Annotated in this window: 23 protein-coding genes; all 23 read right to left on the bottom strand. The window is 38.2% G+C overall.

All coding sequences use genetic code 11. The features are described from left to right. Positions 1-8: 8 nt before the first annotated feature. The 23 genes from BFP97_RS08925 to BFP97_RS09035 all read right to left on the bottom strand — a co-directional run bounded on the left by BFP97_RS08925 (position 9) and on the right by BFP97_RS09035 (position 25320). Positions 9-1205 carry a polysialyltransferase family glycosyltransferase gene (locus BFP97_RS08925; RefSeq protein WP_139135243.1) on the bottom strand — a complete coding sequence of 399 codons (1197 nt, stop codon included), beginning with the start codon at positions 1203-1205 and terminating at the stop codon, positions 9-11. Next, positions 1192-1884: an acylneuraminate cytidylyltransferase family protein gene (locus tag BFP97_RS08930; RefSeq protein WP_069842084.1), complete on the bottom strand. Its 693-nt coding sequence runs from the start codon at positions 1882-1884 to the stop codon at positions 1192-1194. Before BFP97_RS08930 ends, BFP97_RS08925 begins: the two co-directional genes overlap by 14 nt. Beyond that, entirely contained in the window at positions 1884-2930 is a 1047-nt protein-coding gene (locus tag BFP97_RS08935; RefSeq protein ID WP_069842085.1) for a nucleotidyltransferase family protein, read from the bottom strand. The genes BFP97_RS08930 and BFP97_RS08935 overlap by 1 nt, the downstream gene beginning before the upstream one ends. After that, positions 2923-4065 carry a UDP-N-acetylglucosamine 2-epimerase gene (neuC, locus tag BFP97_RS08940; protein ID WP_069842086.1) on the bottom strand — a complete coding sequence of 381 codons (1143 nt, stop codon included), beginning with the start codon at positions 4063-4065 and terminating at the stop codon, positions 2923-2925. Before neuC ends, BFP97_RS08935 begins: the two co-directional genes overlap by 8 nt. Then, positions 4049-5068, bottom strand: a complete 1020-nt coding sequence (gene neuB / locus BFP97_RS08945; RefSeq protein ID WP_083262490.1) for an N-acetylneuraminate synthase — start codon at positions 5066-5068, stop codon at positions 4049-4051. The genes neuC and neuB overlap by 17 nt, the downstream gene beginning before the upstream one ends. Positions 5069-5070: 2 nt before the next feature. Next, the gene (locus BFP97_RS08950) at positions 5071-6222 is read right to left on the bottom strand and encodes a LegC family aminotransferase (RefSeq protein ID WP_069842087.1); all 1152 of its coding nucleotides are present in this window, start codon (positions 6220-6222) and stop codon (positions 5071-5073) included. Next, complete coding sequence (locus BFP97_RS08955) at positions 6215-7192, bottom strand: NAD-dependent epimerase/dehydratase family protein (protein ID WP_069842088.1); 978 nt, start codon at positions 7190-7192, stop codon at positions 6215-6217. The genes BFP97_RS08950 and BFP97_RS08955 overlap by 8 nt, the downstream gene beginning before the upstream one ends. A gap of 39 nt (positions 7193-7231) precedes the next feature. Further along, positions 7232-8038: a polysialyltransferase family glycosyltransferase gene (locus BFP97_RS20630; RefSeq protein WP_139135244.1), complete on the bottom strand. Its 807-nt coding sequence runs from the start codon at positions 8036-8038 to the stop codon at positions 7232-7234. 442 nt (positions 8039-8480) lie between these two features. Next, positions 8481-9137, bottom strand: coding sequence for an HAD family hydrolase (locus BFP97_RS08965; protein ID WP_069842090.1), 657 nt, complete (start codon positions 9135-9137; stop codon positions 8481-8483). Continuing rightward, positions 9115-9810: a cytidylyltransferase domain-containing protein gene (locus tag BFP97_RS08970; RefSeq protein ID WP_069842091.1), complete on the bottom strand. Its 696-nt coding sequence runs from the start codon at positions 9808-9810 to the stop codon at positions 9115-9117. Before BFP97_RS08970 ends, BFP97_RS08965 begins: the two co-directional genes overlap by 23 nt. Positions 9811-9813: 3 nt before the next feature. Beyond that, positions 9814-11361: an aldolase catalytic domain-containing protein gene (locus BFP97_RS08975; RefSeq protein ID WP_255399420.1), complete on the bottom strand. Its 1548-nt coding sequence runs from the start codon at positions 11359-11361 to the stop codon at positions 9814-9816. Between the two features lie 19 nt (positions 11362-11380). Continuing rightward, positions 11381-12436: a glycosyltransferase family 2 protein gene (locus tag BFP97_RS08980; RefSeq protein ID WP_069842092.1), complete on the bottom strand. Its 1056-nt coding sequence runs from the start codon at positions 12434-12436 to the stop codon at positions 11381-11383. Further along, on the bottom strand, positions 12436-13572 hold the full coding sequence (locus tag BFP97_RS08985; RefSeq protein ID WP_069842093.1) for a glycosyltransferase family 4 protein: 1137 nt from the start codon (positions 13570-13572) through the stop codon (positions 12436-12438). The genes BFP97_RS08980 and BFP97_RS08985 overlap by 1 nt, the downstream gene beginning before the upstream one ends. Beyond that, positions 13569-14456, bottom strand: coding sequence for a hypothetical protein (locus BFP97_RS08990; protein WP_069842094.1), 888 nt, complete (start codon positions 14454-14456; stop codon positions 13569-13571). Before BFP97_RS08990 ends, BFP97_RS08985 begins: the two co-directional genes overlap by 4 nt. Further along, positions 14456-15187, bottom strand: a complete 732-nt coding sequence (locus tag BFP97_RS08995; RefSeq protein ID WP_069842095.1) for a hypothetical protein — start codon at positions 15185-15187, stop codon at positions 14456-14458. The genes BFP97_RS08990 and BFP97_RS08995 overlap by 1 nt, the downstream gene beginning before the upstream one ends. Next, positions 15184-16956, bottom strand: a complete 1773-nt coding sequence (gene asnB, locus BFP97_RS09000; protein ID WP_069842096.1) for an asparagine synthase (glutamine-hydrolyzing) — start codon at positions 16954-16956, stop codon at positions 15184-15186. Before asnB ends, BFP97_RS08995 begins: the two co-directional genes overlap by 4 nt. Before the next feature lie 5 nt (positions 16957-16961). Continuing rightward, positions 16962-18359, bottom strand: coding sequence for a hypothetical protein (locus BFP97_RS09005; RefSeq protein ID WP_139135245.1), 1398 nt, complete (start codon positions 18357-18359; stop codon positions 16962-16964). Positions 18360-18508: 149 nt separating this feature from the next. Further along, complete coding sequence (locus tag BFP97_RS09010) at positions 18509-19783, bottom strand: polysaccharide ABC transporter ATP-binding protein (RefSeq protein ID WP_069842098.1); 1275 nt, start codon at positions 19781-19783, stop codon at positions 18509-18511. Between the two features lie 32 nt (positions 19784-19815). Further along, a complete protein-coding gene (locus tag BFP97_RS09015) occupies positions 19816-20664 on the bottom strand; it encodes an ABC transporter permease (RefSeq protein WP_083262491.1) in 849 nt (282 codons plus the stop codon). Next, entirely contained in the window at positions 20661-23084 is a 2424-nt protein-coding gene (locus BFP97_RS09020; protein ID WP_069842100.1) for a polysaccharide biosynthesis tyrosine autokinase, read from the bottom strand. Before BFP97_RS09020 ends, BFP97_RS09015 begins: the two co-directional genes overlap by 4 nt. Before the next feature lie 19 nt (positions 23085-23103). Further along, entirely contained in the window at positions 23104-23943 is an 840-nt protein-coding gene (locus BFP97_RS09025; RefSeq protein WP_069842101.1) for a polysaccharide biosynthesis/export family protein, read from the bottom strand. Continuing rightward, the gene (gene kdsA, locus BFP97_RS09030) at positions 23940-24785 is read right to left on the bottom strand and encodes a 3-deoxy-8-phosphooctulonate synthase (RefSeq protein WP_069842102.1); all 846 of its coding nucleotides are present in this window, start codon (positions 24783-24785) and stop codon (positions 23940-23942) included. Before kdsA ends, BFP97_RS09025 begins: the two co-directional genes overlap by 4 nt. Next, on the bottom strand, positions 24772-25320 hold the full coding sequence (locus BFP97_RS09035) for a KdsC family phosphatase (protein WP_069842103.1): 549 nt from the start codon (positions 25318-25320) through the stop codon (positions 24772-24774). Before BFP97_RS09035 ends, kdsA begins: the two co-directional genes overlap by 14 nt. Between the last annotated feature and the right edge of the window lie 8 nt (positions 25321-25328).

Here is a 25328-nt window from a genome sequence, read left to right on the forward strand (position 1 = left end):
GTGAGTTACTACGCTGACATTAGCACCCTTAACCTATCAATTGATTTACCATCAAGGGAGTAAAAATAGTCCTCAATAAATTTATCCACATGACGACCTTCTTGAATATGCAGGTCTTGGCTTGATAAAGTACCATTCTCAAAATCATGAATCCAGGCCATTTTTAAGCTCTTTATATGATCGAGAAATATAGAAGGAGAAACTTTGAATAAAACGACTGGTTTGTAAAGCATTGCAGGTAAGGCTAGTGTGGAAAAAAAACTTGAACAACCTTTCGCACCTGCAATCAAAGAAGGTAGGTCATGATGCTGTCTGATATACTTGATATTCGCATCTTGAGGGAACCAACCTCCACTATAACTTTCAGGGTGAAGCTTTATTAATAACCTTAATCCTTCTTGCTTACAAAAAGCATTGAGCTTTTTGTAGAAATTAACCATCTGGACTTTGCTAAATAAGTGTTCTCCATATTGATTCTCTGCCAGAGGTTGGTCAATATGTAAATAGTACTCTTGAAAATTGTCCTCTTGTAGGTTTAGGTTGAGAAACTTATCCAATTCAGGGTTTCCTATATAATGGAACTTTGTTTCTTTGGGATTGTCCAGCTGTCTATGGTATTGAGCATTCACGCTGGTATAACATATATATTTGTCTGGTATTCTTGCAGAAAATCGCACCCATTTTGCTGCGAGACGTTCATCGAATTTGTTTCGAAGGATCAGAAAAGGAATCAACTTCCAAAAGTAAAAAAGGTCACTTTTTCTGATAGACTTTTTAAGGAATCCAGTGGCACTAAATGATGATATTTGTGGCTCTGTTTTCCTTAATGATTTACTTTTTTCAATGGCTTGGTTTAGATACAACTTTTGTCTTTGACGATACTCTCTATAGTCATTGAAAAAGCCGTGTTGCAGAATGTAAGTAGATATACCTTTTTTTCTTGCTACATAGTTGAGAGCAATAGCCACCACTGAAGATAAATCCATAAAAACCACCTTATCTGGCTTTATTTGATCTAATAGGTCTTGAGCACTTTCGAACTCAGACCAATAAACCTTTTTCTGATGAGTATTTGAACTTACCTCCTGACGCTGATCAACATAGAAGATATAAGTAATGTCAAAGTGATCAGTAAGTCGCTCTATGGGGTAAATCCAACTACTTCTAGAATACCCAAAATTAAATAGTAATTTAAGCTTGCTCACTTGCAACTAGGTTCATGTAATACTCCGCCAAAACCCAGTCAATCTCCGTATCGAGGTCTATAGAGTATTTCTCTTCCATTAGATATTTGATCATATTCACACCGAACAGCCCATGTTCTTTAAAGGCGTCAATAGAGAATATATATATTGCCCCATTGAACTCATAAACCAAGGGGCAGTCTTGTCTCCTGTTAAATTCTCCCTTTTTAGATTTCACCAGAAAAGCACCTTCATTCTCTTCGTATAATGAATAATAAGGATTAGCCTTGCTTAAATTTACTGAGACAACCATTTCCTTTTTTTGCTTGTATACATCAAGTGCTTCCTTAACATGACCTTCAGTTCTTAGCGGGGAAGTTGGCTGGAGTAATACCACTGTTTCGTAACGTAAACCAGACTGTAGAAAGTGATCGATAGCATGCTCTATGACTTCTTCCGTACCGGCTTTGTCAGTGGCCAATTCGGCTGGGCGTATGAACGGAACATTCAATCCATAACTCTCAACTACTTTCTTAATTTCCTCAGAATCAGTTGACACACAGATGTTTATATCTTCAGTCAACCCCCGAGCAACATCAATAGTATGGCAAATGAGTGGCTTGCCGTTAAGTTGTTTAATATTCTTGCCAGGAATCCCCTTCGATCCACCTCTGGCTGGAATGAGAAAAAGAGTCTTCATTAAAATCTAATATTCTTTATGTCCTCTTTTGCCTTATCAAAATCTTCCTTCCTACCAATGTCCAACCAATATCCTTGAAAGTTAAAAGAAGAAACTCTCCCCCCGCTTTTCATTACACTTTCCAGTAGATCAGTAGCATTGTAGAAAGTACCCTTAGGAATTCTATCCAGTATTCGGCTTTTAATTAGGTAGATTCCAGCATTGCTATAATAAGTATAAGTTGGTTTCTCCTTAAAACCCACAATTAGATCATCACCAGTCTCAACCACTGCATATGGTATATTTACTTGATATGGGATTGTGACAACTGATATATCGGCTTCCTGATCCTGAAAGTGCAGATAGAATTCTTCATAGTCCAAATTGGTCAACAAATCTGAATTGGTCACTAATACAGTATCATGTTTGTAGTCATTCTTGCCAGCCAATGCCCCAATCGTGCCTAAAGGTTCATCTTCGTTTAGATATTCTATTTCTATATTTTTATCCGAGCCATCTTTGAAATAATCAACTATTTGAGCGCCTAAATACCTAATACTTATAGAAAAATGGTCTATACCAAAAGTCCTCAATCGATCCAGGTTATGCTCAATAATTGGTTTATCTCCAATACTTAACATAGGTTTTGGTGTGGAATCAGTCAGAGGTTTCAGCCGAGAACCTCGACCTCCAGCCATGATCACAGCATGAATCGGGAGGTATGATTTGAAGAAGTCAAAGTTGACGACATTGACAACCTGTTTAGACTTATTAAGTACTGGAATAACACGAATGTGTTGCTTTCTATAAGCTATAATTTCTTCAAGAGTAAAACTGTCCTTTCGAATAAACCTTGGCCTATCATTCATGAACTTCTCTGGTTTATCTTCGAGATTTAGGCCTTTTATTAGTCCTCTTCTGATGTCTCCATCTGTAATAGCACCAAGTAGTCTATTTTCTTCATTTACCAAAAAGACAATTGCCTCTGATGCAAGGAAGTCTAGCCGCAAAAGTATCTCCTTGACGGTGTTGTACTTTGTTACCAAGTGTTTCGTATAGTTACTCACCTTTACTCAAATAAGAATCCACTTCTTGCATGATCAATTTAGAACTGCCAGTTCTATGATAAATATTTCCACCCGTATAAGGACTCATGCCTGCCAGGTTTTCAACTTTTCTCATGATAGCTTCGGTATCAAAATCCACATGATGGACATTATCACCTGAGATACGTCCATCTTGTCTTTTACCCAAATTAATGACATTCTTTTCAAATGAAGCTGCCTCAATGATGCCACTAGAAGTGTTACCTAAAAGAAAGCTGCAGTATTTCATAGATGTGAAATATGACTGCGTGCCAAGGTTTTCAATTGTAAATACAGATGTTGAATGCTCAGCGGCTAGTGCTAAAAAAGCCTTACGATATGCCGAAGCCTTAGTATCAGCGTTAGGCATGGTAATTAGTAGTTGAAATCGATTTACTATGTGTTCTAAACTTTTAATAAGTTCATCAGCAAAGTGTGCATTATTTTCGTACTCTATGGTCTCAGGATGTACTGTGACCAAAACAGTAGGCTTTCGCAAATCAACCCCCCATTTTTCGAGAAACTCTTCAGGCGATAAGAGCTTTACTGTTCCAACATTCTCTAAACTCAGCGCACCTACAATATGAATATTTTCACTCGATTCAATCAATTTGGAGACCCTAGAGGCATATTCGGGCAAGGAAGTAAAGTGAATTTTGGAAAAATGAGATATACAGTGTCTGAAAGAATTGTCCATAGCACCTAGAGTTTTTTCTCCTCCATGAACGTGGGCAAAGGTAATGCCATAAGGAACTGCTGCTAGAACAGCGGCAAGCATTTCAAACCTATCTCCTAGGCAAAACACCAAAGCAAATCTACTATGATGTACCTCCCAAAAATCTGAAAACTTTAAAAGAGTAATCCCCATACTCGTGGACACATCGTTTGGTTCATCGTTTCCAGTTTGAGTTTTTAATTTATAGTCAACTTCAAAGCCATCAGCTTCGATAGCATCTATTGTGTATCCATGAAGCTTTGATGTATGACTCCCAAATGCGATTAAGCTTAGGTCATATTCTGCTGAATCTGCTATTCTCTTGAGCAACGGGTAATAAATACCATAGTCCGCTCTAGAGCTAGTCAGTACACCAATAACCTTTTTATGCTTTGAAATCATCTAGTTCGAGTTTGTGTCCGGCATCCAAACTTTTATTATAGAACATGCCGATATAATCTTCGAAATTCATTGGCGACAGCCCATCACCCGGTCGAAGCATAATAAAATCGTCCTTCTTCACTCTCTGTCCCTCTGTGACCGGATTAGATAAGTGAATACTCTTCCTGGCAACAACCATATTTGGCCTTTCTGACGAGCTGACCTCCTTATTGCTACTACCCATTGCCTGTTCAATATTTCTAATACTTCTCACCATACTAATCAATTCCTCAGGCTCGAGCGATGCTTTATGATCTGGTCCAGGAAGGCTCCTATCGAGCGTGAAGTGTTTCTCAATTACCAAAGCTCCTAAGGCCACTGCCGCTATTGGCACTTCTATACCCATGGTATGATCTGAGTAGCCAACTTCAACGCCAAATGTATTTTTGATGGTGAGCATCGCATTCAAATTCACGTCTACCATAGGTGTTGGATATTGAGTATTACAGTGTAATATGGTAATATCTTTTTTATTCAAACCATTCTCTAATAATACATCCAATGCATCCCGAATCTCGATAAGGTTAGCCATTCCGGTAGAAAGAATAACCGGAAGGCCTTTAGACGCCACTTGCTGTATCAATGGTTTATTCGTTATTTCCCCTGATGGAATCTTGAAAAAATCTAGGTCATATTTTGTTAGCTTATCTACACTTTCTAGGTCAAAACCTGTGGACAAGAACTTTATATCTACTTCTTCACAATGTCTCTTGAGAAGGGCATGGTCTGAATCCGATAATTCAAGTCTTCTCAGCATAGAGAATTGGGTATCCTCCTCTTCACTCTGTTCTAATTGGTAGGTTGCTTTTTTCGCAAGTTTACTGCTGATTTTATCTGCTTTGAATGTTTGAAATTTTACATAATCAGCACCTGCCTTTTTTGCTACATCGATCAAGGCCTTTGCTTGATCCATATCGCCATTGTGGTTGACTCCTGCTTCTGCTATTATAACTGTTCGACTCACCTTCAAAGACTGTCTATTCTTACACTACTTGGAATGTTGACCAAACGTTCTTCCAACCACTTACTGTTTGCGAGACCGTCATGTTGACAATCACTAAACATGTCAAGCTCGTTCATAAGAATCCAGGCTGGCCTAGTCATCACACCATCAGCATTTGTCTCATCCAGAAAATCATTTCTCGCCATGAGATCTTTGAAAATTAAAACATTCAGCCAATAATTCGCCTTGCTCCCTTCATTTTCAGTAAAGAATTTCATCTCTTTTTGCTGAATAAAAAAATCGGCATAGCACAAACCTAATTCACGCTTGTTTTTAATAAATGAGTCAAGTTGTTCTAATTGAGCACATGCGAGTGCTGCATTTATATTTGGCATTCTATAATTGTATCCTATTTCGTCATGCCTGAACTCCCAGCGGTGTGGTACCTTAGCCTGGGTAGTCAGGTGTTTGGCTTTTTTTGCAATCTCTTCGTCATCTGTCACAATAGCGCCACCGCCACCACAGGTTAGCGTCTTGTTCCCGTTAAAACTAAAAGTCCCCATAATTCCATATGTACCAGTATGCTTGTCCTTATAGTGACTACCTAGAGATTCCGCTGCATCTTCTATGACAGGAATACTGTAATGATTGCAAACGCTCACTATTCGGTCTATTTCACATGGAAAACCATATGTATGCATAGGCACACATGCTGAAATTTTCTTTCCTGTGACCTTATTAATCAAATCATCACCAACCTGCTCTGCGTTTTCGGATAAGAAAGCCTCGAGTTTTTCCGGACACATACCCATTGTCTTCAGAGAAACATCAGTAAATACTGGCTTGGCTCCCAGATAGCTTATGGCATTGGCTGTAGCAACAAAGGTAAAAGCCTGTGTAATTACTTCATGACCTGAACTGACACCTGCAAGCTTTAATGCGATGTGTAAAGCACCTGTACCATTAGCTATTGCAACTGCATATCGAGCACCAGTAAGGTCAGCCATTTCATCTTCGAATTTATTGACATAAGCACCAACAGATGATACAAAAGTTGAATCAATTGCATCTGTCAGGTACTCTTTTTCTCTACCAATAAATCGAGGTTCGTGCAAGGGTATAAAATCCTGGCGAGGATAAAGGGTTTTAATAAAATCAATTGTGTCTTTATACATTCTTGTATTTTGGGTCATCAGGATTCAAGATAAAGCCTTCTTTGAGCACTTTAATAGTCTGTCTTATTCCATCTGGTACCTTGAGCTTAACTTCAAAGTCTAACCTTTCTTTGATTTTATCAAATGACACTCTGTAATCCCTAGGGTCTTCATTTTTAGACACATACTTGACTTTTGCATCTGGCAATTGTTTGACTATCTCATTCACAATCATTTGCTTTTGATAGTTCTCAGAGGTGTCACCTACATTAAAAACATCGAAAGCTACTTTTTCTTGATCAGCTCCGATAGTCGCCATAACTGATCGGCACAAATCCAAGACGTGACAATAAGGTCTCCAAAACTGCTCACCAAAGACTAACAATTCTCTTCCTAGGGCAACCTCTTTGGTAAATTCATTGACTGTAAGGTCAAAACGTGGTCTGGGAGATAAGCCATACACTGTAGAAAATCTCAGGGCCGTAGGTTTACATTTGTTTTCCCGAGGTTGTTCCATTAAGAATTGTTCAAATGCCACCTTGGTTTCTGCATAAAGAGAGACTGGAGCAAGTGTAGAACCCTCATGTACATATGATTCTGGGTCATCCATTTTACCATAGTTGCTGCAAGTAGAAGCGAAAACAAACCTACTTGTGCCTTGATTTTCGGCCGCTTTATATAGCAGTTTACTTCCTTCCAAATTGGTACTTCTTGCTAAGTCTGGACTTTTTGCGCATGCCGGATCGCCAACTATTGCGGCCAAATGGGCTACCGCAAAAACATTTTGGGTAGCCATGGTAACTGATTCAGGATCGCGAACATCTCCCTTGATAAACTCAAAATCTTCTTCATTTAGCAAATCGATGATAGGCTCACCTCCATACATAAGGTTATCAAGTACCCTTACCTTATAGTCATTTCTTAGTAATAGTCTGCATAACACTGAGCCTATGTAACCAGCCCCACCAGTAACCAAAATTCGTTTCTTCATCTTATCTATTTGTTCGTCTTTATTTTTTATTTCAATAAGTCATCTACCAGCCGTGCCCTTCAGGCTAGCAAAAAAAACATGTAGATAGCTTTTTAAAAGGGTAGCCATGGGTACTCGAGACCTTTTTTTTGAACCAGTGCCCTGCTGAAGGTATTGGATCATTTTTTCACCTACCTCTTCACTATTTTCAAATACTTCACTAAAATTATTTAGTTGCTCGGTTCTGACTTCATCTATATTATCGTTCATTTTTTTCAAGGCTGCTCTTAGGCTATTCTTATCTCTAGCTTGTAATGTCAAGCCTAGCTTGTCAAAGAAAGAAGTCTGCGCATTATCCCTAGTTCTTAACCACAAACTGCAGCTTCCATTGAAGCTAAAATACTCGATAGTCGGAGTCCCAATTGCAAGAAAATCTGTAATTGCTGAGGACCAGAAACTCACTGAAAAGTCGGTCATCCTCCCCAAAACAAAGGTATTATAGTCCACAACCTTGAATCGATTTTTAGGTAAAGAATCAAGATATTTTTCAACTTCCGAAATATCTTGTCTAGGATGTGGTTTGACATATATAAATGTGTTTGACATATTGGCAAACTCGGTAATTGCCTCGGCCATTAAGCGTTGATAATCTTCTTCAGACAAATATTGACCGTTTGGTCCACGTAAAATAAAAGCAATTACTTGATCAAACTTGCCGGTAAATTTCCTTTCTGCATCTACTAAATCTTGAGTTTCCATAGCAACTATTCGCTGCCACCAAGCAGAATAACCCAATGGACCCAAAACTTTTATTCGATCATGCGCAATACGTTCCGACCAATAATTGATATCATAAGCTGAATTCAAAACAAGGCCGTCATACACTAGCTCGTCATGCTTTTTAGAATTATGTATGTAAGGACTTAGTTTGTTACTTACACTGTACAGAGCATAGGCATGAGGATAAAGTATCAGCTGAGCACTTGAAGAAATACTCCGGATAGAAGCAGCAAGGCTTTTACTGGTAATCGGCCAAAAATCCTTGAATATGTAGGCAATTCGTGAGCTATTGCCAAGCAGAAAACCCAAGAGTTGACGTTTTCTTATCACCCTAGAATTCTGATCAAGCATCTTGTAAAGCATCCCTTCATTTCTAGCGCTCTCAAGTAATTTATCAGAAAAGAACAATGTGACGATATCGTAATTATCCTGATTTTCCTTTAAATAGCTTATAAAAGGAAGTATCCAATTTAGCTCCCCAAGTGAACTATGAATGATTACAAGTATAATCTTCTTTGGTGAATTCATGTCACTGGCTATGCCCAGCAAGAACCATCTTTACTTGGCTTAACTGATCAATATAGTATTGACCAACACCTCTTAGTTTTTCATTATTGTAGCCACCAAATAAGATCTGATTTTCATTTGCAGCTTCATAATCGTTAATAGAATCGCCTATAAGTATAGTCTTTTTCCTATCATACTGATGCTCGGCTAAAACCTGTCTAACAAGGTCCTTCTTCGTGGTAGGTGATCCCTTTATAGACACAAATGACCTACTCAATTCAAGGCTCTCACAAATATGGATCAGCTCGTTTTGATCAGAGCCTGAGACAATATGCATCTTAAGTTGATCAGCATACTGTTTTACAAATTGATTTGAATCGAACAACAAGAGGTCAGGGTTGATTAAGGATTTAATCATTATGCTGGAAAACTTTGAAGCCCACTGATTCACTTCTTCATTTGTAATCGGTTCTTCTCTAATCTCTTCAAAAAAGTACCTGAACTTGACATACCTGGATAGCCCTCCATTTGCTAAATGAAATTCCATTAATGAATCTACCTGATCCTTAGGATAATCAGCCAGCACTGTTCTAAAACCTGCATTTCTTACAGGCATAGAATCCATAAGGACACCGTCAAAGTCCCAGAAAATCGCTTCAAGAGGTCCTATGCTTCTCATATATACTCTCTGCAATTAAAAAATCGTCTCCCCAATCAATGTCAAAGGATGTTACGGTGTCTTGAACATGGTATCTTTTCCTCTTTCCGATACGATCATGTAAGTCTTCATATACATTCAAAGAAGTAACAAAAGCCACGTGATTAACTTCATAAAGTAAATCTAAATCTTGTGTCCTAGGCCATCGACCTGACTGACCTTTCAAAGAATTAATCATTTCTCCAGTTTTAGGGTCAATCAAGAAATTCTGAAGTTCTTTTACTGTGACCAAAGAGTCATAACCCTCATCACAACCTTTGAAGTAATTGTCTATTATGCGATCATATTCCTGACCTTCGACAAAAGGTGTCGTTACGTGCCCCCAAATGACATGTTCGCACCTGACCACTTCAGGGACATATTTAATCAGTGCTGTCAGAGGCGTGGTATCAAGACATAGTTGATCCGGCCTCTCAATAATTCTTAACCTCGGGTCCTTAAACTTTGAGGCAATTTCAATACATAACTCATCATTGGTAGAGAGAATAATCTCTCCAATGAGCTTCGAACCTATCAATTGAGATAACTTTAGGGCCAAGAGCCCACCATCAATACCTGCAAAACTGCGAGTATTCTTGTTTTCAACCCTGTTACTTCCTTTACGTGTAGGAAGAAAAAAGGAAATATCGCTCATTGATCAAATGTTGGAGTAAACTGAGTCTTCATCTAGAATTTCATATCTGGTAGGCGTCAGAGATACAATTTTCACACCTATATTCTTGAAGTCATCGAACAATTGTTCATTTTCATGAGACAATTCGATCTCCACTTGTTTCACTGAGTCTCCGAAATAGCCATCATAACCAGTTACAAATACCTCTGCTGCCTTAAGTTCTAATGCGGTTTGTAGGGCAAGAACTGTATGAGAGTCATTGACTTTGTTGGTAAAGTTGATTGTCTTTAGTTCAAAACACTTCTCGCGTAGGCCAGATGGTATATATGTTCCCATTTTCCTGGGAAAAGGAGGTAGAACACATTCTGAGACAAACTCAAAACCTTCTGCAGCATTAGATTCTAATCTATGCCCTTCATTGCCTACAAGACAAAAGTACTGTTGAATCGACATCCCCTTAAAAAAAATGGAATTCTTTGAGCTTGCATGAACTATAGCCAAGTTGTCCTGACTTTCACACCATTTCCTTAAGGCTTCTGCATGCTTTGATACAGAAGGGCCTCCACCAATAAGAAGAATTTTGTCATACCCTTCTTCGGGAAGAAAGGTTTCCAATTTGATGTTGTCTTCAACACCGATGCTCTGATTATGGAGTGTTTGAACAATACTGTTCATAGAATAGAAGCGTTTGCCCACCCAATCCATCACATCTTTCTGAGGAAGGGAGTTAGCACCAGAAACCATGTAAGGCAAGTTCGTACCCCACTTGTGCTGAGACTGCAAGTGTTCAAATGAGTCGACAACCGTTCCCAAGGCATTAAAATTCACGTCCCAGCCATAACGCGCATTCATTGTGGTAAGTAGTAATTCCGTTTTTAAATTACCCGCTCCCCTTCCCATACCGGTGACAGTGGCATCAACTATATCTACCCCTGCGTCAAGAGCAGTTAGTGTATTTATTAACCCTAACTCCAAATTATTGTGACCATGAAATCCAATTTTACAATCTAATCGGGCTTTTACTTTAAGGATCATTTCTTCCACCTCACTAGGTAAAACACCTCCATAAGAATCAACGAGATAAAAGTAATCTATGGTACCATTCAAAGTTTCAATCTGATCAAAAAAGCCATCAATCTTGGACCAATTAGACATGTACATAACATTGAAAGCTACATCAAAACCCATCTCTTTTATCTTCCTTGATACCTCAATAGCCCTATTGAGGTTTTCGGGTGCAACCGCAATTCTTATTAGGTCAATTAATCTGCTACAATCTTGAAGAAGCTCCTCAGCGTTTTCGGCAGGCACATCCTTTTCATTTAGAATAATGGCCAATTTCTTTGTTGTTTTAGACTTAATTTCCTCCATCACACTCTTGGGGCAATAGAAGTATTTCCCTAAGTACTCAGGCTTTTTAGGACTGCGATATCCAATCTCAATGAAATCAACCACTAGACTGTTCATTGATTTAAGGTATGCATCAACCAAGCTGTCTTCAAAATCCCAATTGGTATAATATCCTCCATCCCTGAGTGTACAGTCTAAAACTTGAATCTTTTTATTCATCATAAGCTTTCAGCACCTAAACCTACTTATATAAAATGTCTTGAATTTCTTTCTCTAATAATATTGGCGAAGTCAATATTAACTCTCTTTCATTTGGATTAAACAAGCGCTTAGGACAAATAAATTTGGCCGTACGGTAGGCTAATCCACTCAAAAAAGATAAACCCAACCTTCTCAACCAAAACTGAAGAATAAGATATATCTTAATCTGCCTCCCTGTTTTCCCATAATAAGTACTAGACTTTTTCCAATACTCATACAACAACCTGAAATCGTCATAACTGTGATATAATACAGATTCTTTTAGATGTTTTAAATAGTGCTTATCTAGATATTTTATACTCGCGCCTTTGCCAACTTGAGACAAAAGCTCCTCAATTTTAAGAAAGGTAGTAAATCGATTCATTACCCTTTTAGAAGACCCATTTTTTAGAGATATTCGATCCCCGTGTCCTGATCTAATGTATACATCGGGATCTGAATTTGCATATTTTACATATTTGGGTGAGTCTTGGAGGATTCTCAAATGATAGTCCCAGTCTTGAAGTGAAGCTGCGGTTTCATCAAAAGCATATTGCTTTGCAAATTTGGCGAGGAAAAATGTTGATGAAATACACCAGCCCTCAAGTCGCATGAAAGCCTCGGTGTCGTCCATATGCAAGAGTGAGCTCCAATATTTTTTAACCAGTTTGTGTTCTTTCCTGATAATTCCGGTTTGAGTAACAATAAAATCTTCATCCTCAATTAACCTTAACCTATTTTGGAGACATTGAGGGGCGAGTAAGTCATCTGAATCAAGGAACATTAAGAAGTCTCCTTTAGCCTTGCCAACACCAATATTTCTACATGTCGAAGCACCTTTAGGCTCCCTATTTCTTTTTTCAATGATGATCCTACTGTCCCTGATTGACCAATCATTTAACAATTCCAATGAACCATCAGTGGAACCATCATCCACGATAACCCATTCCCAGTTTTCATATGTCTGCTGTCGTACACTCTCAATGGTTAGCGAAACGTCCTCAACCCGATTGAACAATGGGGTAACGATAGAAACAATGCTTTCAGTAGTATACATTAGCGAGCTGAAATGAGCTTATTATATGCATTAAACATCTCCTCAGGTCTAAACTCTGCCATTACGTGCTGTCGGTTAACCTCACCTAACCTTATTCTTAGTGCTTTATTTTTTTCAAGAAAACACATTTGTCGCGCCAAGCCTCGAATGTCATCAAAGCCTGTCAATATGACCTTATTTTCTTCTGGTAGTACTTCTCTAATGCCAGGTATATCTCTAGCCAAAACCGGCAGGCCAGCTCCCATGTATTCAAGAACGGCATTAGGGCAACCCTCTGTTCTTGACGTCAAGAGACCAATAGATGCAATTGACAACAGATGTTGAGTTGCCCCAGTAGCACCCAAAAAAAACACCTGATCATCCAAACCATTATTTTTAACAAATTCTTGAGCTTCGTGATAGTTTTGACGACACTTGTCAGTACCTCCACCACCTACCAAAAGCAATAAAGATTCAGTCATATTGGACATTTGCCATGCCTTTAGCAGAAACGTATGGTCTTTCTGATCAAAGAAATTCGCCAACATAATAAACACAACCTTGTCTGACAAATCAACCTCAACTGGCAAGTGATCCGATACAGAGAGGTCTGGAATCACATAGGCGTTCGGAATGACATGAATTTTCCTAATGGGAATATTTCTAATTTTAGCTAAAGCAAGGGCGCCATGATTCGAATTAGCCACATACGTAGGTTGAGAGAGCTTTTTTAATCTTCTCAACCAATTCAGCTTTTCTCTTTTAGGATGTAAATACCCGCCTCTCTCAAAACTAAAACTCAGCTTAGCCCCTGTGAATCTCCAAACTGCATTCGTCAAATCATCAATGCGCTGGGTATACGGAGCAATAACGGAAGGTTTGAAACTCTTTAAAAAACGAATATAGTCAAACCAAAAAACACACTTCTCTACTACAGAGTAACTATCGTATCTAGTAAGCCTTTCCCCAATTTCTGGACTAAAACGAACATCAAATCCTATTTTTTTCAATAAGCTCAAGTACGACTCATCTTTCGTATGGAAGCCGACAATAGAAACAGTGAAGCCCCTCTCCCTCATTAAATAGTTACCCAATGATAATACCTGAGTCTGAATTCCACCTCGAGTAATGTTAGGTATTAAATAAAGAACTCTCAATTACGTGCTTTCATAAAAGTACCCAACGAGATGAGTCTCCATCCCACCCAACTTTTGACTCGCATGAGAAAGCTTAACTTCCTTTTGGGGAGCTCTTTATAACGAAGTTTTGATATAGAGATATTTGACGAAAGCTCATCGGCCTGATTCATATATTCTAAGAACAAATCTGATGATATCTCCTTCAAAGGATCAATGCTCTCTTCTAGATTTAAACTTTTAAAAAAATCAATATCAACCCTATATTCTGAACTCTTTTTACCTAATAGCCAACCCCTTAATAGACATTCTAACTCAGGAAAAGTAGTCATATTGTTAGCCCAGTAAGTAAGAAACCCAAAGTTTTCCTTATCACTTGAACTCTTTATTGAATGAAAATACCCTTTCCGAAAATAATCATGGTGAAATTGATAATAATCATGTAATCCAAAGAGATGACTATCAACGACCGTATAAATGCCTTGCTCTGCTAATGCCCGATAAGTATCTGACTCTGGTCTCAAAACGCTCACGTCACTTTTAACGAAGCCCAATGCATTCTTCAAGTAACTAGTATTATATAAATGTGGGCCACCGTCTCTTGCCCTACCAAAAACAAAATCCATTACATAACCTTGATAACAAAACAGTGGTTTTTTAACTTTTGATGCCAGAGTAATAAGCCTTTCTATCCCGTCTGAGCTGACTAAAACATCTGCATCTACTGCTAAAGTCCATTTTCTACCTTCTTCAACACCAATTTCAAATGTTCTTTTAACAGCTTTCCAAAAAGGTCTTTCATGTATTAAGAATACTTGCTCTTTAGGTACTTGTCGCTCAATAATATAACGACAGAGCTCTTCAGTCCTTTCTCCCGCAGCGCGAATGACAACAGTAACATCCATTACACGAGCTTAAGCTTTCTCTTGAGTTTATTAAACAGACTATTCCGGTTCATAAAGTTTTTATTATCAATAGCATGGCAACCTACCCAATCTTGAGAAGTGTCAAAAGTAGGTGTAGGGTCTTCAAAAGAAAAATGAAAAGGTATTTGGGCTTTGTATGGTGAATCTGGTTTTAACCCAATACAGAAAAGATATACTGAAGCATTCTTATGACCATTGAAACTCAAATAATGGAGGTCAAACCCATTCTCTTCATACATGTTTTTCATGACTAGCGGGGTAAATCTCCAAAAATCACCATAATCAGCATGCATTTCTTGTAAAAAAGGTACAACAACAATCACAACATCTTTTGATAGCAAGCACAGGTTCTTGAAGGCCTTTTGCACTTCATAAACATGTTCAAGTACAGTATGATTAAAAACCACATCAAAACGGTTTGATTCTTGTTCAGGTAAATCCGCAGTCAAATCTAAAAACACCTCATCTTTCCCACCTTGAAATCCACGTGCCTCAGATTTGTAATTAGTAATAGTGTAAGATTCAGCACTACTAAAATATTCACGATAATTTTTACCCTCTTTATCAATATCTTTCCACCCACTAACATTGGCAATATCACCTTTAAAAAGATGGGCAAACTTAGCTAACTCCCTGTTACTCCACACCCTTGGGAGCCTAAACCTTCTATCAATATAGGGCCCGTATTCTTCATTATTCTTCAGTGTCATAGATTCTGTTTTATCCAAATGGAGAGTACTAATAACTTAAAATTCATTAGGGGAGATAAATTATCATAGCTGAAACTATGATTAAAAATATTTGGCAACCGAACAAGTTGCTCTTCAATTAGCTGTTGAGATTCTTTTGATTTAAACCAGTCTAAGAATTGAAAACTAAACCCTCTTTTGGGTAAATTCAAAATAAACGAGGCTGGCGTATCATTTAATATTTTATTCAGAAATGGCTTTTTCGCATGCCTATCAAAATAAGAGGAAGGGTGTAAGCCAAAAGTAAATTCAAATAGTTCATGATCTAAAAAAGGAACTCTTACTTCTATCGAGTGTGCCATGCTCATTCTATCGGCTCTAGTAAGAGCCGGTTCTGGTAAAAAAGTAGCCATATCAAGGTACTGCATATCCTTAACCATGCTCCCAGTATCCCTCATGTTCCCTTTATAAAAGTCCAGTTGCCGTTGCTTAATTTTTTTTTCTATGCGTGGCTTAAATACTGACAAGTCTTCTTTGCTTAAAGTCCCCATAACTTTTGCATACCTTTTGGACAAGTAATTGCGATAACCTCCGCCTTTCAAAAATCTAGCTTGCTTCTTTAACCAAAACTCCCTTTCGGTCCTAGCTATATGGTAATGCCAATTGTAGCCTCCCAGCAATTCGTCACCTCCATCTCCTACCATCACAACCTTATTCTGATTAGAAGCCAATTTTGATACTAAGTAATATGGAATCATCGAACTAATGGCGTAGGGCTCATCAAGAAACCTCACTAATTCGTGTAAATCTCCAAGAACATCATCATCCTTATCTACTAATAGTGTTTGATGATTAGTTTTGAATTTGGAAGCCAATTCTTCTGCTACAAGATGTTCAGATCGGTCAGAATCCTTAAAACCAATTGAGAAAGTATTTATCTGTTTTACTCTTGATGACATCTTTGCTAAAACAGTGCTAGAATCGTATCCACCACTTAAAAAAAGACCAATTGGGACATCGGCCACCAAATGATCATCAATTGACCGATCCAGCATCGATTCGAATTGCTCACAGGCTTTATTAAATGGGAGTTTCACACTGCTAATGGCAAGTTCCCAATAGCGCTCCACCTTTAATATTGTTGTTTCTAACGAGTATTCGAAAAAATGAGCTGGAGGCAACTTATTACATGACTCCCAGATACAGTCTGGATTTGGCACATATCCTAGGTTCAAAAAATCTAAAAGAGCATTCTCATTTAATGTATTCTCTTCTCTCTCTAGTAACACTTTTAAAGACTTCAAGTTCGAGGAAAACCCAAATCCTTGAAAATCATTAGAGTAATAGAAAGGCTTAATACCAAAACGATCACGAGCTCCAATAATAACGCCTAACTCCTTGTCGTAAATGGCAAAGGAAAACATCCCCTTAATTTTATTCAAAAGGAGTGGCAAACCCCATTCCTTGTACCCGAGAAGTAAGACCTCAGTGTCCGAGTTAGAGAAAAAAACTTGCCCATCATTAATTAATTGATTTCTTAATGCCTGATAATTATAAATTTCGCCATTGAAAACGATAGAGAGTTTACCGTCATGACTTTCCATAGGTTGATGCCCAGCAGACGTCAAATCTATAATGGCGAGGCGCTTTTGACCTAGGTATATTTGATCGTTATAAATCTCTACTCCAGAATCATCAGGACCTCTAAACTCCATCAATTCTAAAGATTTCTCGAATAAGACCTTATTCAACCCTCGTTGCGTATCGTAAAAACCAAGTATGCCACACATTTAGATCAAAAAAAGAAGTATTGATGCTTTTTAAAAAGAGTCCTAAAACTGTTAGACGGAAGTGTCAATAACTCTTCGTAGGTTAGTTTGATACCAACAATATTTTCTTCAATACTGATATTCTGTTGATTAGCTCCTTGATGGATATGCATGGGAGCATCTATCCAACTAACCCATTTGACATCATTTTGAAGTTTATTCTGAACGAAAGTTTGAACAAAAAACAAGAAATCTTCTTTCTTACTCTCAGAGTATTGTATATCACCTCTAGTACTAAATGCCGGAAGTCTCACTTCCTCAACTGCCAAATTAGCTTCCTTGAGCGTTTCTAACGAAGTGGTAGAACCGTAAGTCCCGGTATAAACAGGCCTTTCCGACAAGAAGGCAAATCTATTCTGTGCAAAGATCACATCATAAGGAGAAAAAAAACTAGGATCTAGATTATATTCCAGCTTCTTGTCATCCACAAGAGAGAGAGTATACTTTTGAACAAATGGTGTATCATACCAAACTAGAGAAGTTGTAGGAGAAATTAAATAAGTAATAATTAGTAAAGAAACATAAGAAAGAAGGTAGCTCTTTTCCCCAAACTGGATCATATCAGCGTACCTCCATGTGAGTGCCATGAGAACAAATTCTAGAACTGCCCACTTCCAGAAAAAAATACCGCTTGTAATAAATACCGTTAGGTGAAAAACTATAAACGCACCAATAACAATTCTAAACCAGCTTCTTTTCCAAAATAAGATAAGAGGAAACAAAAATTCAATTACCAATGTTGCATATTCAATAACACCCCTGGAGTGCGAAAGTGTCTTTGCTAATACTGTTTTCAATTCTGGAAATTGATACAGCCAATCATAGGCCGTACTTGCCATAAACAGATTGTAAAGTGAATTATGATGTTGCCAACCAACAAGTATTTTTCCCAGGCCAGCTTTAAAATACCAATTGCATATAATAAGCAGAACCAGCATTGTAAAGGTAGACCACAAGACATTTTTAGCTATGGTAGTCTTTAGAAAATAGAAAACTGAAAATCCGAAAAGTATATCAAAGATAATTTGTTTATCGGTATAGGTATATGCTGAAGGTAATGCGAAGGAGAACTGCTTAGAGAGTAGATAAGCCTGCAAGAGAAAAACTGGAATGAATTGTGGTCTAAAGAAAGCAGCTAAACCAATTATTACAAAAAGTGCCTTGTCAAGTAAAAAAGACCGATCATAAAAATAGTTATGTTCTGAGCAAGCATACGCCCAGAGCAGAAGTAAAACGCATGTCATTACAACTACTTTGACCCAAGGAGGAATGCTACTCCAATCCCGAATTTTATTCCATGAAAGACTTAAAAAAGCAGCATAAGCGGTAACACATATAGCTACTAGTAATGAGAGTTTACTCAAAGACCAGTAGTTGAAAAACAATTGATCTTCTTCGAAAAAATGTTTATTCAAAGGTTTAAAGATAAATGGCTGCAGGTACCAAATAGATAAGAGTACTGTTAAAACGAAGCCACCTTCATAGAGTATTTTAACAGACTTAGTATTGAAAATCATTCTATTCTATCTATTCGCCATTCAGATTTCTTCGACACAAGAACACCATGTTTTTGTGCCTTTAGCATATAACCCGAGTTATAATAATCCGAGGTTAGCACATCGAATGCGGCTCCACTCACAACATAATCTAAAACATCACTGTTTCCAGCCATCCATAGATTCACTTGATATTCGTTGGGTAAGAGCATTACTTCTGGCATTGAGATACGAAGATTATTTACTCCTGCTGATAAGTTGATAGCAATGCCTTGAGAAACGTTGTCAATAACAGTTACACGCTCTTCAAAGCCTCTACAAATTGTTAAAGCAATTTGAACATTCGCAAAATTCTCCGTTGAGTTAATTACTAATTCAATGTCCAATGGCGTACCAATGTTCACTGGGCGTCCTTGATTGAATTTAATAGTAGAAAATAAGGCTTTCTGATTTCCTGTTCGGTTCGAGTTTTGTGATAAATCAGACTTAGCATTTGCCAAAGTCAACTTTTGATAAGTCGAGATCATTTCATTAACCTGACCTTCCGAGTGAATAGTCCCGTTCTCCAATACCAACACTCTTGAACATAAGCTCTCAACTGCTGCCATATTATGACTTACGAACAAAACAGTACGTCCTTCCCCCTTACTCACATCCTGCATTTTACCTATTGCCTTTTTCTGGAACTCTGCGTCACCCACAGCTAGCACCTCATCCACTATCAATATCTCAGGCTCCAAAAATGCTGCAACGGCAAAAGCCAAGCGTACCTTCATGCCAGAAGAATAACGCTTTACAGGAGTGTCTGCATACCGAGAGCATCCCGAAAAATCAATTATTTCCTCCAGTTTGGTTTTAATCTCGCCCTTGGTCATACCAAGTATAGCCCCGTTAAGAAAGATGTTTTCTCTCCCCGTTAATTCTGGGTGAAAACCAGTACCTACCTCTAGTAATGCTCCTATTCGTCCATTTGCCATGATTCGACCTGTAGTAGGACCTGTCACTTTTGAGAGAATCTTCAACAAAGTACTTTTGCCAGCCCCATTTTTACCAATAATGCCCAATACCTCTCCACGCCTAACTTCAAAGTTGATATCCTTTAATGACCATACGTAATCCGAATTTCCTTTCAGACTTCTGTCGTTAGTCTCTCCAATTTTTAGAAATGGATCCTCTTTCCCTCGAATTCTGGCCCACCATCTATTCAAATCATGGCTTATTGTACCAGTTCCTACCAAGCCCAAACGGTACTGCTTGGATAGATTCTCGACTTTAATTGAAGTGTTTGACATATTAGACTGATGTAGCTCTAGCTATCATAAAATCATACAGTATCCATAAAGTTCTTTTCGGTTCGATTGAAGATGGCCAAACCCAAAATAAATAAGGCAAGAGCAAATACTGTAGCATAGCCTAAATATAGGTAACTGAGTTGCCCTGAGCCCAAAAAGATAAACCGAAAAGTCTCAATAATAGGTGTCATAGGGTTGGCCAGTATAAAAACTTTATACTGCTCTGGAATGCTGGAGAGAGGATAAATTACCGGAGTCCCATACATAAGAAGTTGAACTCCAAAAGTGATTAAAAACTTAAGATCGCGATACTTTGTGGTAAGCGCTGAAAGGATGAAACCAAAGCCCAAACCCAAAAGCATCATAATCAAAACAAGCAAAGGAAATAGAAACAGTTCTTTTTGTATCCTTAACTCGAAACCTTCTACGAAAACAAAATAAGCGTAGAAACCAAAAAAGAGTACCAACTGAACACCGTATGTCACAAGGTTAGTGATGGTAGTAGAAATTGGCATTATGGCCCGTGGGAAATAAACTTTACCAAAAATTTGAGCATTTTTCGTAAAGGTCTCAGAGGTTTTGGTAAGAGAGTCAGAAAAGTACCTCCACGAAGTCACTCCAGCGAGGTAAAATAACACTTTGGGCAATCCATCTGTAGAAAGCCCTGCCACATTACCAAAAATCACAGTAAATGTGAGGGTGGTGAGAATTGGCTGAATAAAATACCAAAGAGGACCAAGTATGGTCTGCTTATATTGAGCCACAAGATCTCTTCTAACGAATAACAATAGCAGATCTTTATACCTTCTGATCTCCTTTATCTTTAGATCGAAGGTTGCCGATTTCGGCTCAATTATCGTATCCCAATCGGGGTGAATCAATTTTTGAAAAATTTAAATAGTGAACGTTTTTCGTTCAATTTCTCTTCATCAGAGTAATACCCCGAGCCGTAGCTACCGTAGCCGTAACCATAGCCATAGCCGTAACCATAACCATAGCCGTAACCATAACCATAGCCATAGCCTCTATTGACCTTGAAATCATTTAAAAGTAAAGTTGCATTCTTAACTAGATCTTTATTGGTAATATCATTTAAAAAGGGGAATACCTGCTTAGCTGTGTAATTCTGTCTGACAACAAAAATATTTAGGTCTGCCAAGGAAGTAAGGTTAAAAGTATCAGCCACTATACCTACAGGTGGAGTATCTATCACCACATGATCATAACTTTCTTTCAAATATGCTATCAAATCCCTGAGTTGATCTGAAATTAGGAGTTCAGCAGGATTCGGAGGTACCGGCCCCGCAGCTATTAAATCAAGATTCTCGTAATCAGTGGCCTGAATAATTTTTTCTCTACTAACGAAACCAGCCAAATAGTTCGAGACCCCAAAATCATTCGTAAGGCCAAAGTCATTGAATAACTTAGGCTTCCTTAGATCTAGGCCTATTAAAACGGTCTTCTTACCAGATAAAGCGAGCATCGAGGCAAGATTCAGAGAACAGAAGGATTTACCTTCCCCTGATGCATTTGAGGTAACTAGAATTGTCTTTATAGCCTTCTCGCGGCCAAAGAAGGCCATATTTGACCTGATTGCCCTAAAAGACTCCGACATGATTGATTTTGGGTGTTCTAAAATTGTCAAATTTCCATCGTATTTATTATGTCCTATCATTCCGATTATTGGAATTTGAGTATACTTCTCTATTTGTTTTCGGAATTCTATCTTATCATTCAACAATTCTCTTATGACCAAAAAGACTAATGGAATGGCCAAACCTAGACCAGCTCCTAGAACATAATTAAAAGGTTTATTTGGGAATATTGAACCTACATTACCGGTCGCTAAATCCACCACTTGGGCATTGGCCTCATTACTTGCTTTTGAAATACCGGACTCTGCTCTTTTCTCACTAAAGAAACTATACATACGCACATAGACATCATAAATTCTCTGAATATCACTGAGTCTGCGTTGCTTTTCGGGGTAGTTCTTGAAATCCGCATTTGATCTGAGAATCTCGGCATCTAAAATTTCAATTTCACTCCTAAGATCATTGATCTGTATCTCAGCGGTATTTCTTATCAAATTAACTAAACTTGTAATCTCAAAGTCCTTGGCCTTTACCAACTCATTAATTGGAGACAAGTTTTCTAGCAAGTCGTTTTTCTCAATTAGAAGCTGCTGTAGTCTACTGATATAACTGTTCAAATTTGTGTTTTGTGTTACAGAAATCGGTATGAAGACTTTTTGATAATTGGCAGTATCATTCAAAAACTCCAAGTTTTCTGATAAAGACCTTAAGGAAGCCTTGGCAATTTCTCTCTCTCCTTCAAGTCGAGTTAATTTGGCTAAGACTTTGTCACCGATGTTATCTAAAGTCAAAGTTTTCTCCTGAACTTTCACCTTATCTAATTGACCCTCATAAAGGGACAGCGTGTCATCCAAAACGTTGAGCTCACGATTGATATAATCTATCGTCTTATCAGCCAACTCATTCTTCCTGTCTAATTCCTGATCTCGATAAGCACTCATAATCTCATTAATAAACCTTGCTCCTTTTCTAGGTTCACTATGAGTTAATTTTAGGACGGCAATGGTGGTAAACTCTCTCAAAAAGGTCACATTTAACCTCTTATTCCACTCCTTGACTAGGCTTTCTTTATCGCGAAACCGAAATGTATAACTCTTACCTGTCAAAGAACTAGACTTATTAAAAAACATAGAAAAACTGTAGCCATCAGTTTCTATCAGACTATTTGGCGGATACAAGGTACTTTCTTCATGTCCATCATCATTAGCAAGTGTCAACCTAAATTGATTATTGTCATAAAAAGTGATAAGAAACTCGCGATTATATAGCTGACTGTGGTTTTCAGTCTTGATTATTTCAAAAGGCAATGTATTGTACTCTTCTATTGACTTAATTCGGCCCTTAGAAAAGTACTCGATATCAAAATCTAATGAGTCTATTGCCGCCCTTGTGATCCCCTCACTTCTCAAAACCTCCAACTCATTTAAAAAATTAGCCGCGAAACCACCACCAATGAAATCTTGCAGAAAGTTAGATGCTATATTAGGATTAGTCTCTGGAATTAAGATTGAACCTCTGACAGAAAATCGCTCAGTGGTGTACCTGTGGTAGGTGAACATTATAAGTAAACCCAGCAGAATCGAAATGAGTATTAATGGCCAATTTCGAACTACTTTGATCAGAATCAATATTGGGTCGATGGCTTGACTGGAACCTGAACTAGGCCCACTTTGGAAATCATCTAAAGAATCAAATTCGCTTGCCATTTTAGTTTGTCAATGTCTGTTATCGCGTCAAGACTCCAATGATAACAGCAGTACCTGATATCACACTAATGATAGTCGCGAAAGTCTGGAGTGCTGTCTCTCCAGTCCCTAACTCTCTTATTTTCAGGGGTGGTACATAGATAATATCATCGGGTTGAATGAAAAAGTATTCTGTATTAATAAACTCTCTTCCAGTCACATCAATCTCATGAATTCTAATCCCTTCTGGATATTGGCGTAGGATACTCACATGACTTCTATCTGCATTAATTGTAAGGTCTCCGGAAGCCGCGATAGCTTCAAGAAGATTCACTTCATACTGCCGAATCAGGTTTGGTCCAACACCATTTACCTCTCCATAAATCGTATAAGGAATACCGCTCAACTTTACACCCACTAAAATATCTGTAACACCATCTTTTTCTCTTATTTGTCGCTCAATTTCATATTTCAATTCTGAAGTAGTCAATCCTGAGGCTTTAACCCTGCCAAGAGCGTTAATTTCAATATTACCTTCCTTATCTACATTATAACCTGTTAAATAAGGATCGAGACCTCCTCCTGCTCCTGCTCCATTATTGCCCTGAGCATTTATACCTGAGTTTGGGCGAGCAAAAATTGGGTAGTACTTTTCAACAGCCTCTTCAACGCCACTATAAAAGTTGATCAATAAAATATCATTTGGTTGCAACCTATAGTCTATTCTTTTAAGTGCGATTAATGAATCGTTCACTAATTTTGGGTTTAATTCTTTATTCTGAAGGTATAGCACTTTTTCATTAGGAATACAGCCACTTGCTAGAAAAAGGATAAATAGGAAACCGACTACTAATTTTAGTTCAGATTTTTTCTTTGTCATTCAACTGAGTTTTGAGCTTTTTGGCCTAGTTCAAAGGCTTGCATACTCATTGTTAGAAAATCATTCATCTTATGCAGAGGAATCATATTTGGTCCGTCACTTAAAGCAACTTTTGGATCAGGGTGCGTCTCGATAAAGAACCCATCAACTCCTGCTGCGCCAGCCGCTCTAGCCAAGTACGGGGCAAACTCTTTTTGACCTCCAGAACTTCCACCAGCACCACCTGGTTGCTGAACGCTATGCGTGACATCAAAAATTACGGGAGCATATTGTCTCATAGTTGGCAGTGCTCTCATATCAACAACCAAATTGTGGTAACCAAAAGAAGCCCCTCTTTCTGTTAGGCAAACCTTGTCATTTCCTGTAGACTTGACCTTGTTGACTGCATACTGCATGTCTTCTGGCGCCATAAACTGTCCACGTTTAATTTTCACTGTTTTACCTGTCTCTCCTGCTGCTACCAATAAATCCGTTTGTCTGCATAAATAAGCCGGAATTTGCAATGCTTGCGCCACGTCACTCACAGGTTTTGCCTGATTAGGCTCGTGAATGTCGGTGACTATTGGAAGGTCAAATTCGCGTCTAATCCTGTCTAGTACGCTTAACCCTTCGTCCAACCCTACTGATCTGTATGAATTTACTGAAGTTCGGTTGGCTTTGTCAAATGATGCCTTAAATATATACTGAATATCCAGCCGTTCACAAGTTTCTTTAAGGCTTTCCGCAACCCTTGCGCATACGTCATAACTCTCGATTGCGCATGGCCCTGAGAACAAGACCATTTTACCTTTGCCAAGTGATATTTTGTCTGTTATCTGAAAGCCTTCCTTAAAAATCTCCATTGCTTGTTAAGTCATTGATTATTTGATCATAATAGCCTTGACTGTAGAGCACAAGGTCCGCCAATTCTCTTAAGACTCCTTTACCGCCCTCCACTTTTGTGATATGATCAACATATTTCTTTACTGCATTATGACCATCGGCTGGTGTGGTACTTAATCCACAGTTAACTAAGATTGGTAGATCGTTGATGTCGTCACCAACATAGGCCACCTCATCCTTTGACAACTTGAACTCGTCAAGTACTTTCTTGAATACGTCAACCTTGTTTTCGATTCCATGATGATGGAAATCAATCTTGAGTTCATTACATCGATTTCTGACCACTTGTGAATCACGGCCAGTGATTACTCCTGTGAGGATATTGAATTCTCTCAGGTACTTGATGATTTGTCCGTCCTTTACATTGAACCTTTTGTACTCCTGACCAGCATTATCATAGATAATACCCCCATCTGTCAGTACACCATCAACATCAAAGATGATTAGCTTAATTCGCTTTGCCTTTTCAAGAATTTCAGGCGAGATGTCCTTCATATTATGAT

This window comes from Roseivirga sp. 4D4 (assembly GCF_001747095.1).
Taxonomy (GTDB): domain Bacteria; phylum Bacteroidota; class Bacteroidia; order Cytophagales; family Cyclobacteriaceae; genus Roseivirga.

Bases quoted from the DNA above. Each gene is read 5' to 3' on its own strand.
- kdsA (WP_069842102.1), bottom strand. From the start codon at position 24,785: ATGGAGATTTTTAAGGAAGGCTTTCAGATAACAGACAAAATATCACTT.
- asnB (WP_069842096.1), bottom strand. From the start codon at position 16,956: ATGTGTGGCATACTTGGTTTTTACGATACGCAACGAGGGTTGAATAAG.
- BFP97_RS09035 (WP_069842103.1), bottom strand. From the start codon at position 25,320: ATGAAGGACATCTCGCCTGAAATTCTTGAAAAGGCAAAGCGAATTAAG.
- BFP97_RS08980 (WP_069842092.1), bottom strand. From the start codon at position 12,436: ATGTATACTACTGAAAGCATTGTTTCTATCGTTACCCCATTGTTCAAT.
- BFP97_RS08965 (WP_069842090.1), bottom strand. From the start codon at position 9,137: ATGAGAAGCATAGGACCTCTTGAAGCGATTTTCTGGGACTTTGACGGT.
- BFP97_RS08950 (WP_069842087.1), bottom strand. From the start codon at position 6,222: ATGTATAAAGACACAATTGATTTTATTAAAACCCTTTATCCTCGCCAG.
- BFP97_RS08995 (WP_069842095.1), bottom strand. From the start codon at position 15,187: ATGACACTGAAGAATAATGAAGAATACGGGCCCTATATTGATAGAAGG.
- BFP97_RS08975 (WP_255399420.1), bottom strand. From the start codon at position 11,361: ATGATGAATAAAAAGATTCAAGTTTTAGACTGTACACTCAGGGATGGA.
- BFP97_RS08930 (WP_069842084.1), bottom strand. From the start codon at position 1,884: ATGAAGACTCTTTTTCTCATTCCAGCCAGAGGTGGATCGAAGGGGATT.
- BFP97_RS08970 (WP_069842091.1), bottom strand. From the start codon at position 9,810: ATGAGCGATATTTCCTTTTTTCTTCCTACACGTAAAGGAAGTAACAGG.
- neuC (WP_069842086.1), bottom strand. From the start codon at position 4,065: ATGATTTCAAAGCATAAAAAGGTTATTGGTGTACTGACTAGCTCTAGA.
- BFP97_RS09010 (WP_069842098.1), bottom strand. From the start codon at position 19,783: ATGTCAAACACTTCAATTAAAGTCGAGAATCTATCCAAGCAGTACCGT.
- BFP97_RS09025 (WP_069842101.1), bottom strand. From the start codon at position 23,943: ATGACAAAGAAAAAATCTGAACTAAAATTAGTAGTCGGTTTCCTATTT.
- BFP97_RS08955 (WP_069842088.1), bottom strand. From the start codon at position 7,192: ATGAAGAAACGAATTTTGGTTACTGGTGGGGCTGGTTACATAGGCTCA.
- BFP97_RS08990 (WP_069842094.1), bottom strand. From the start codon at position 14,456: ATGGATGTTACTGTTGTCATTCGCGCTGCGGGAGAAAGGACTGAAGAG.
- BFP97_RS09020 (WP_069842100.1), bottom strand. From the start codon at position 23,084: ATGGCAAGCGAATTTGATTCTTTAGATGATTTCCAAAGTGGGCCTAGT.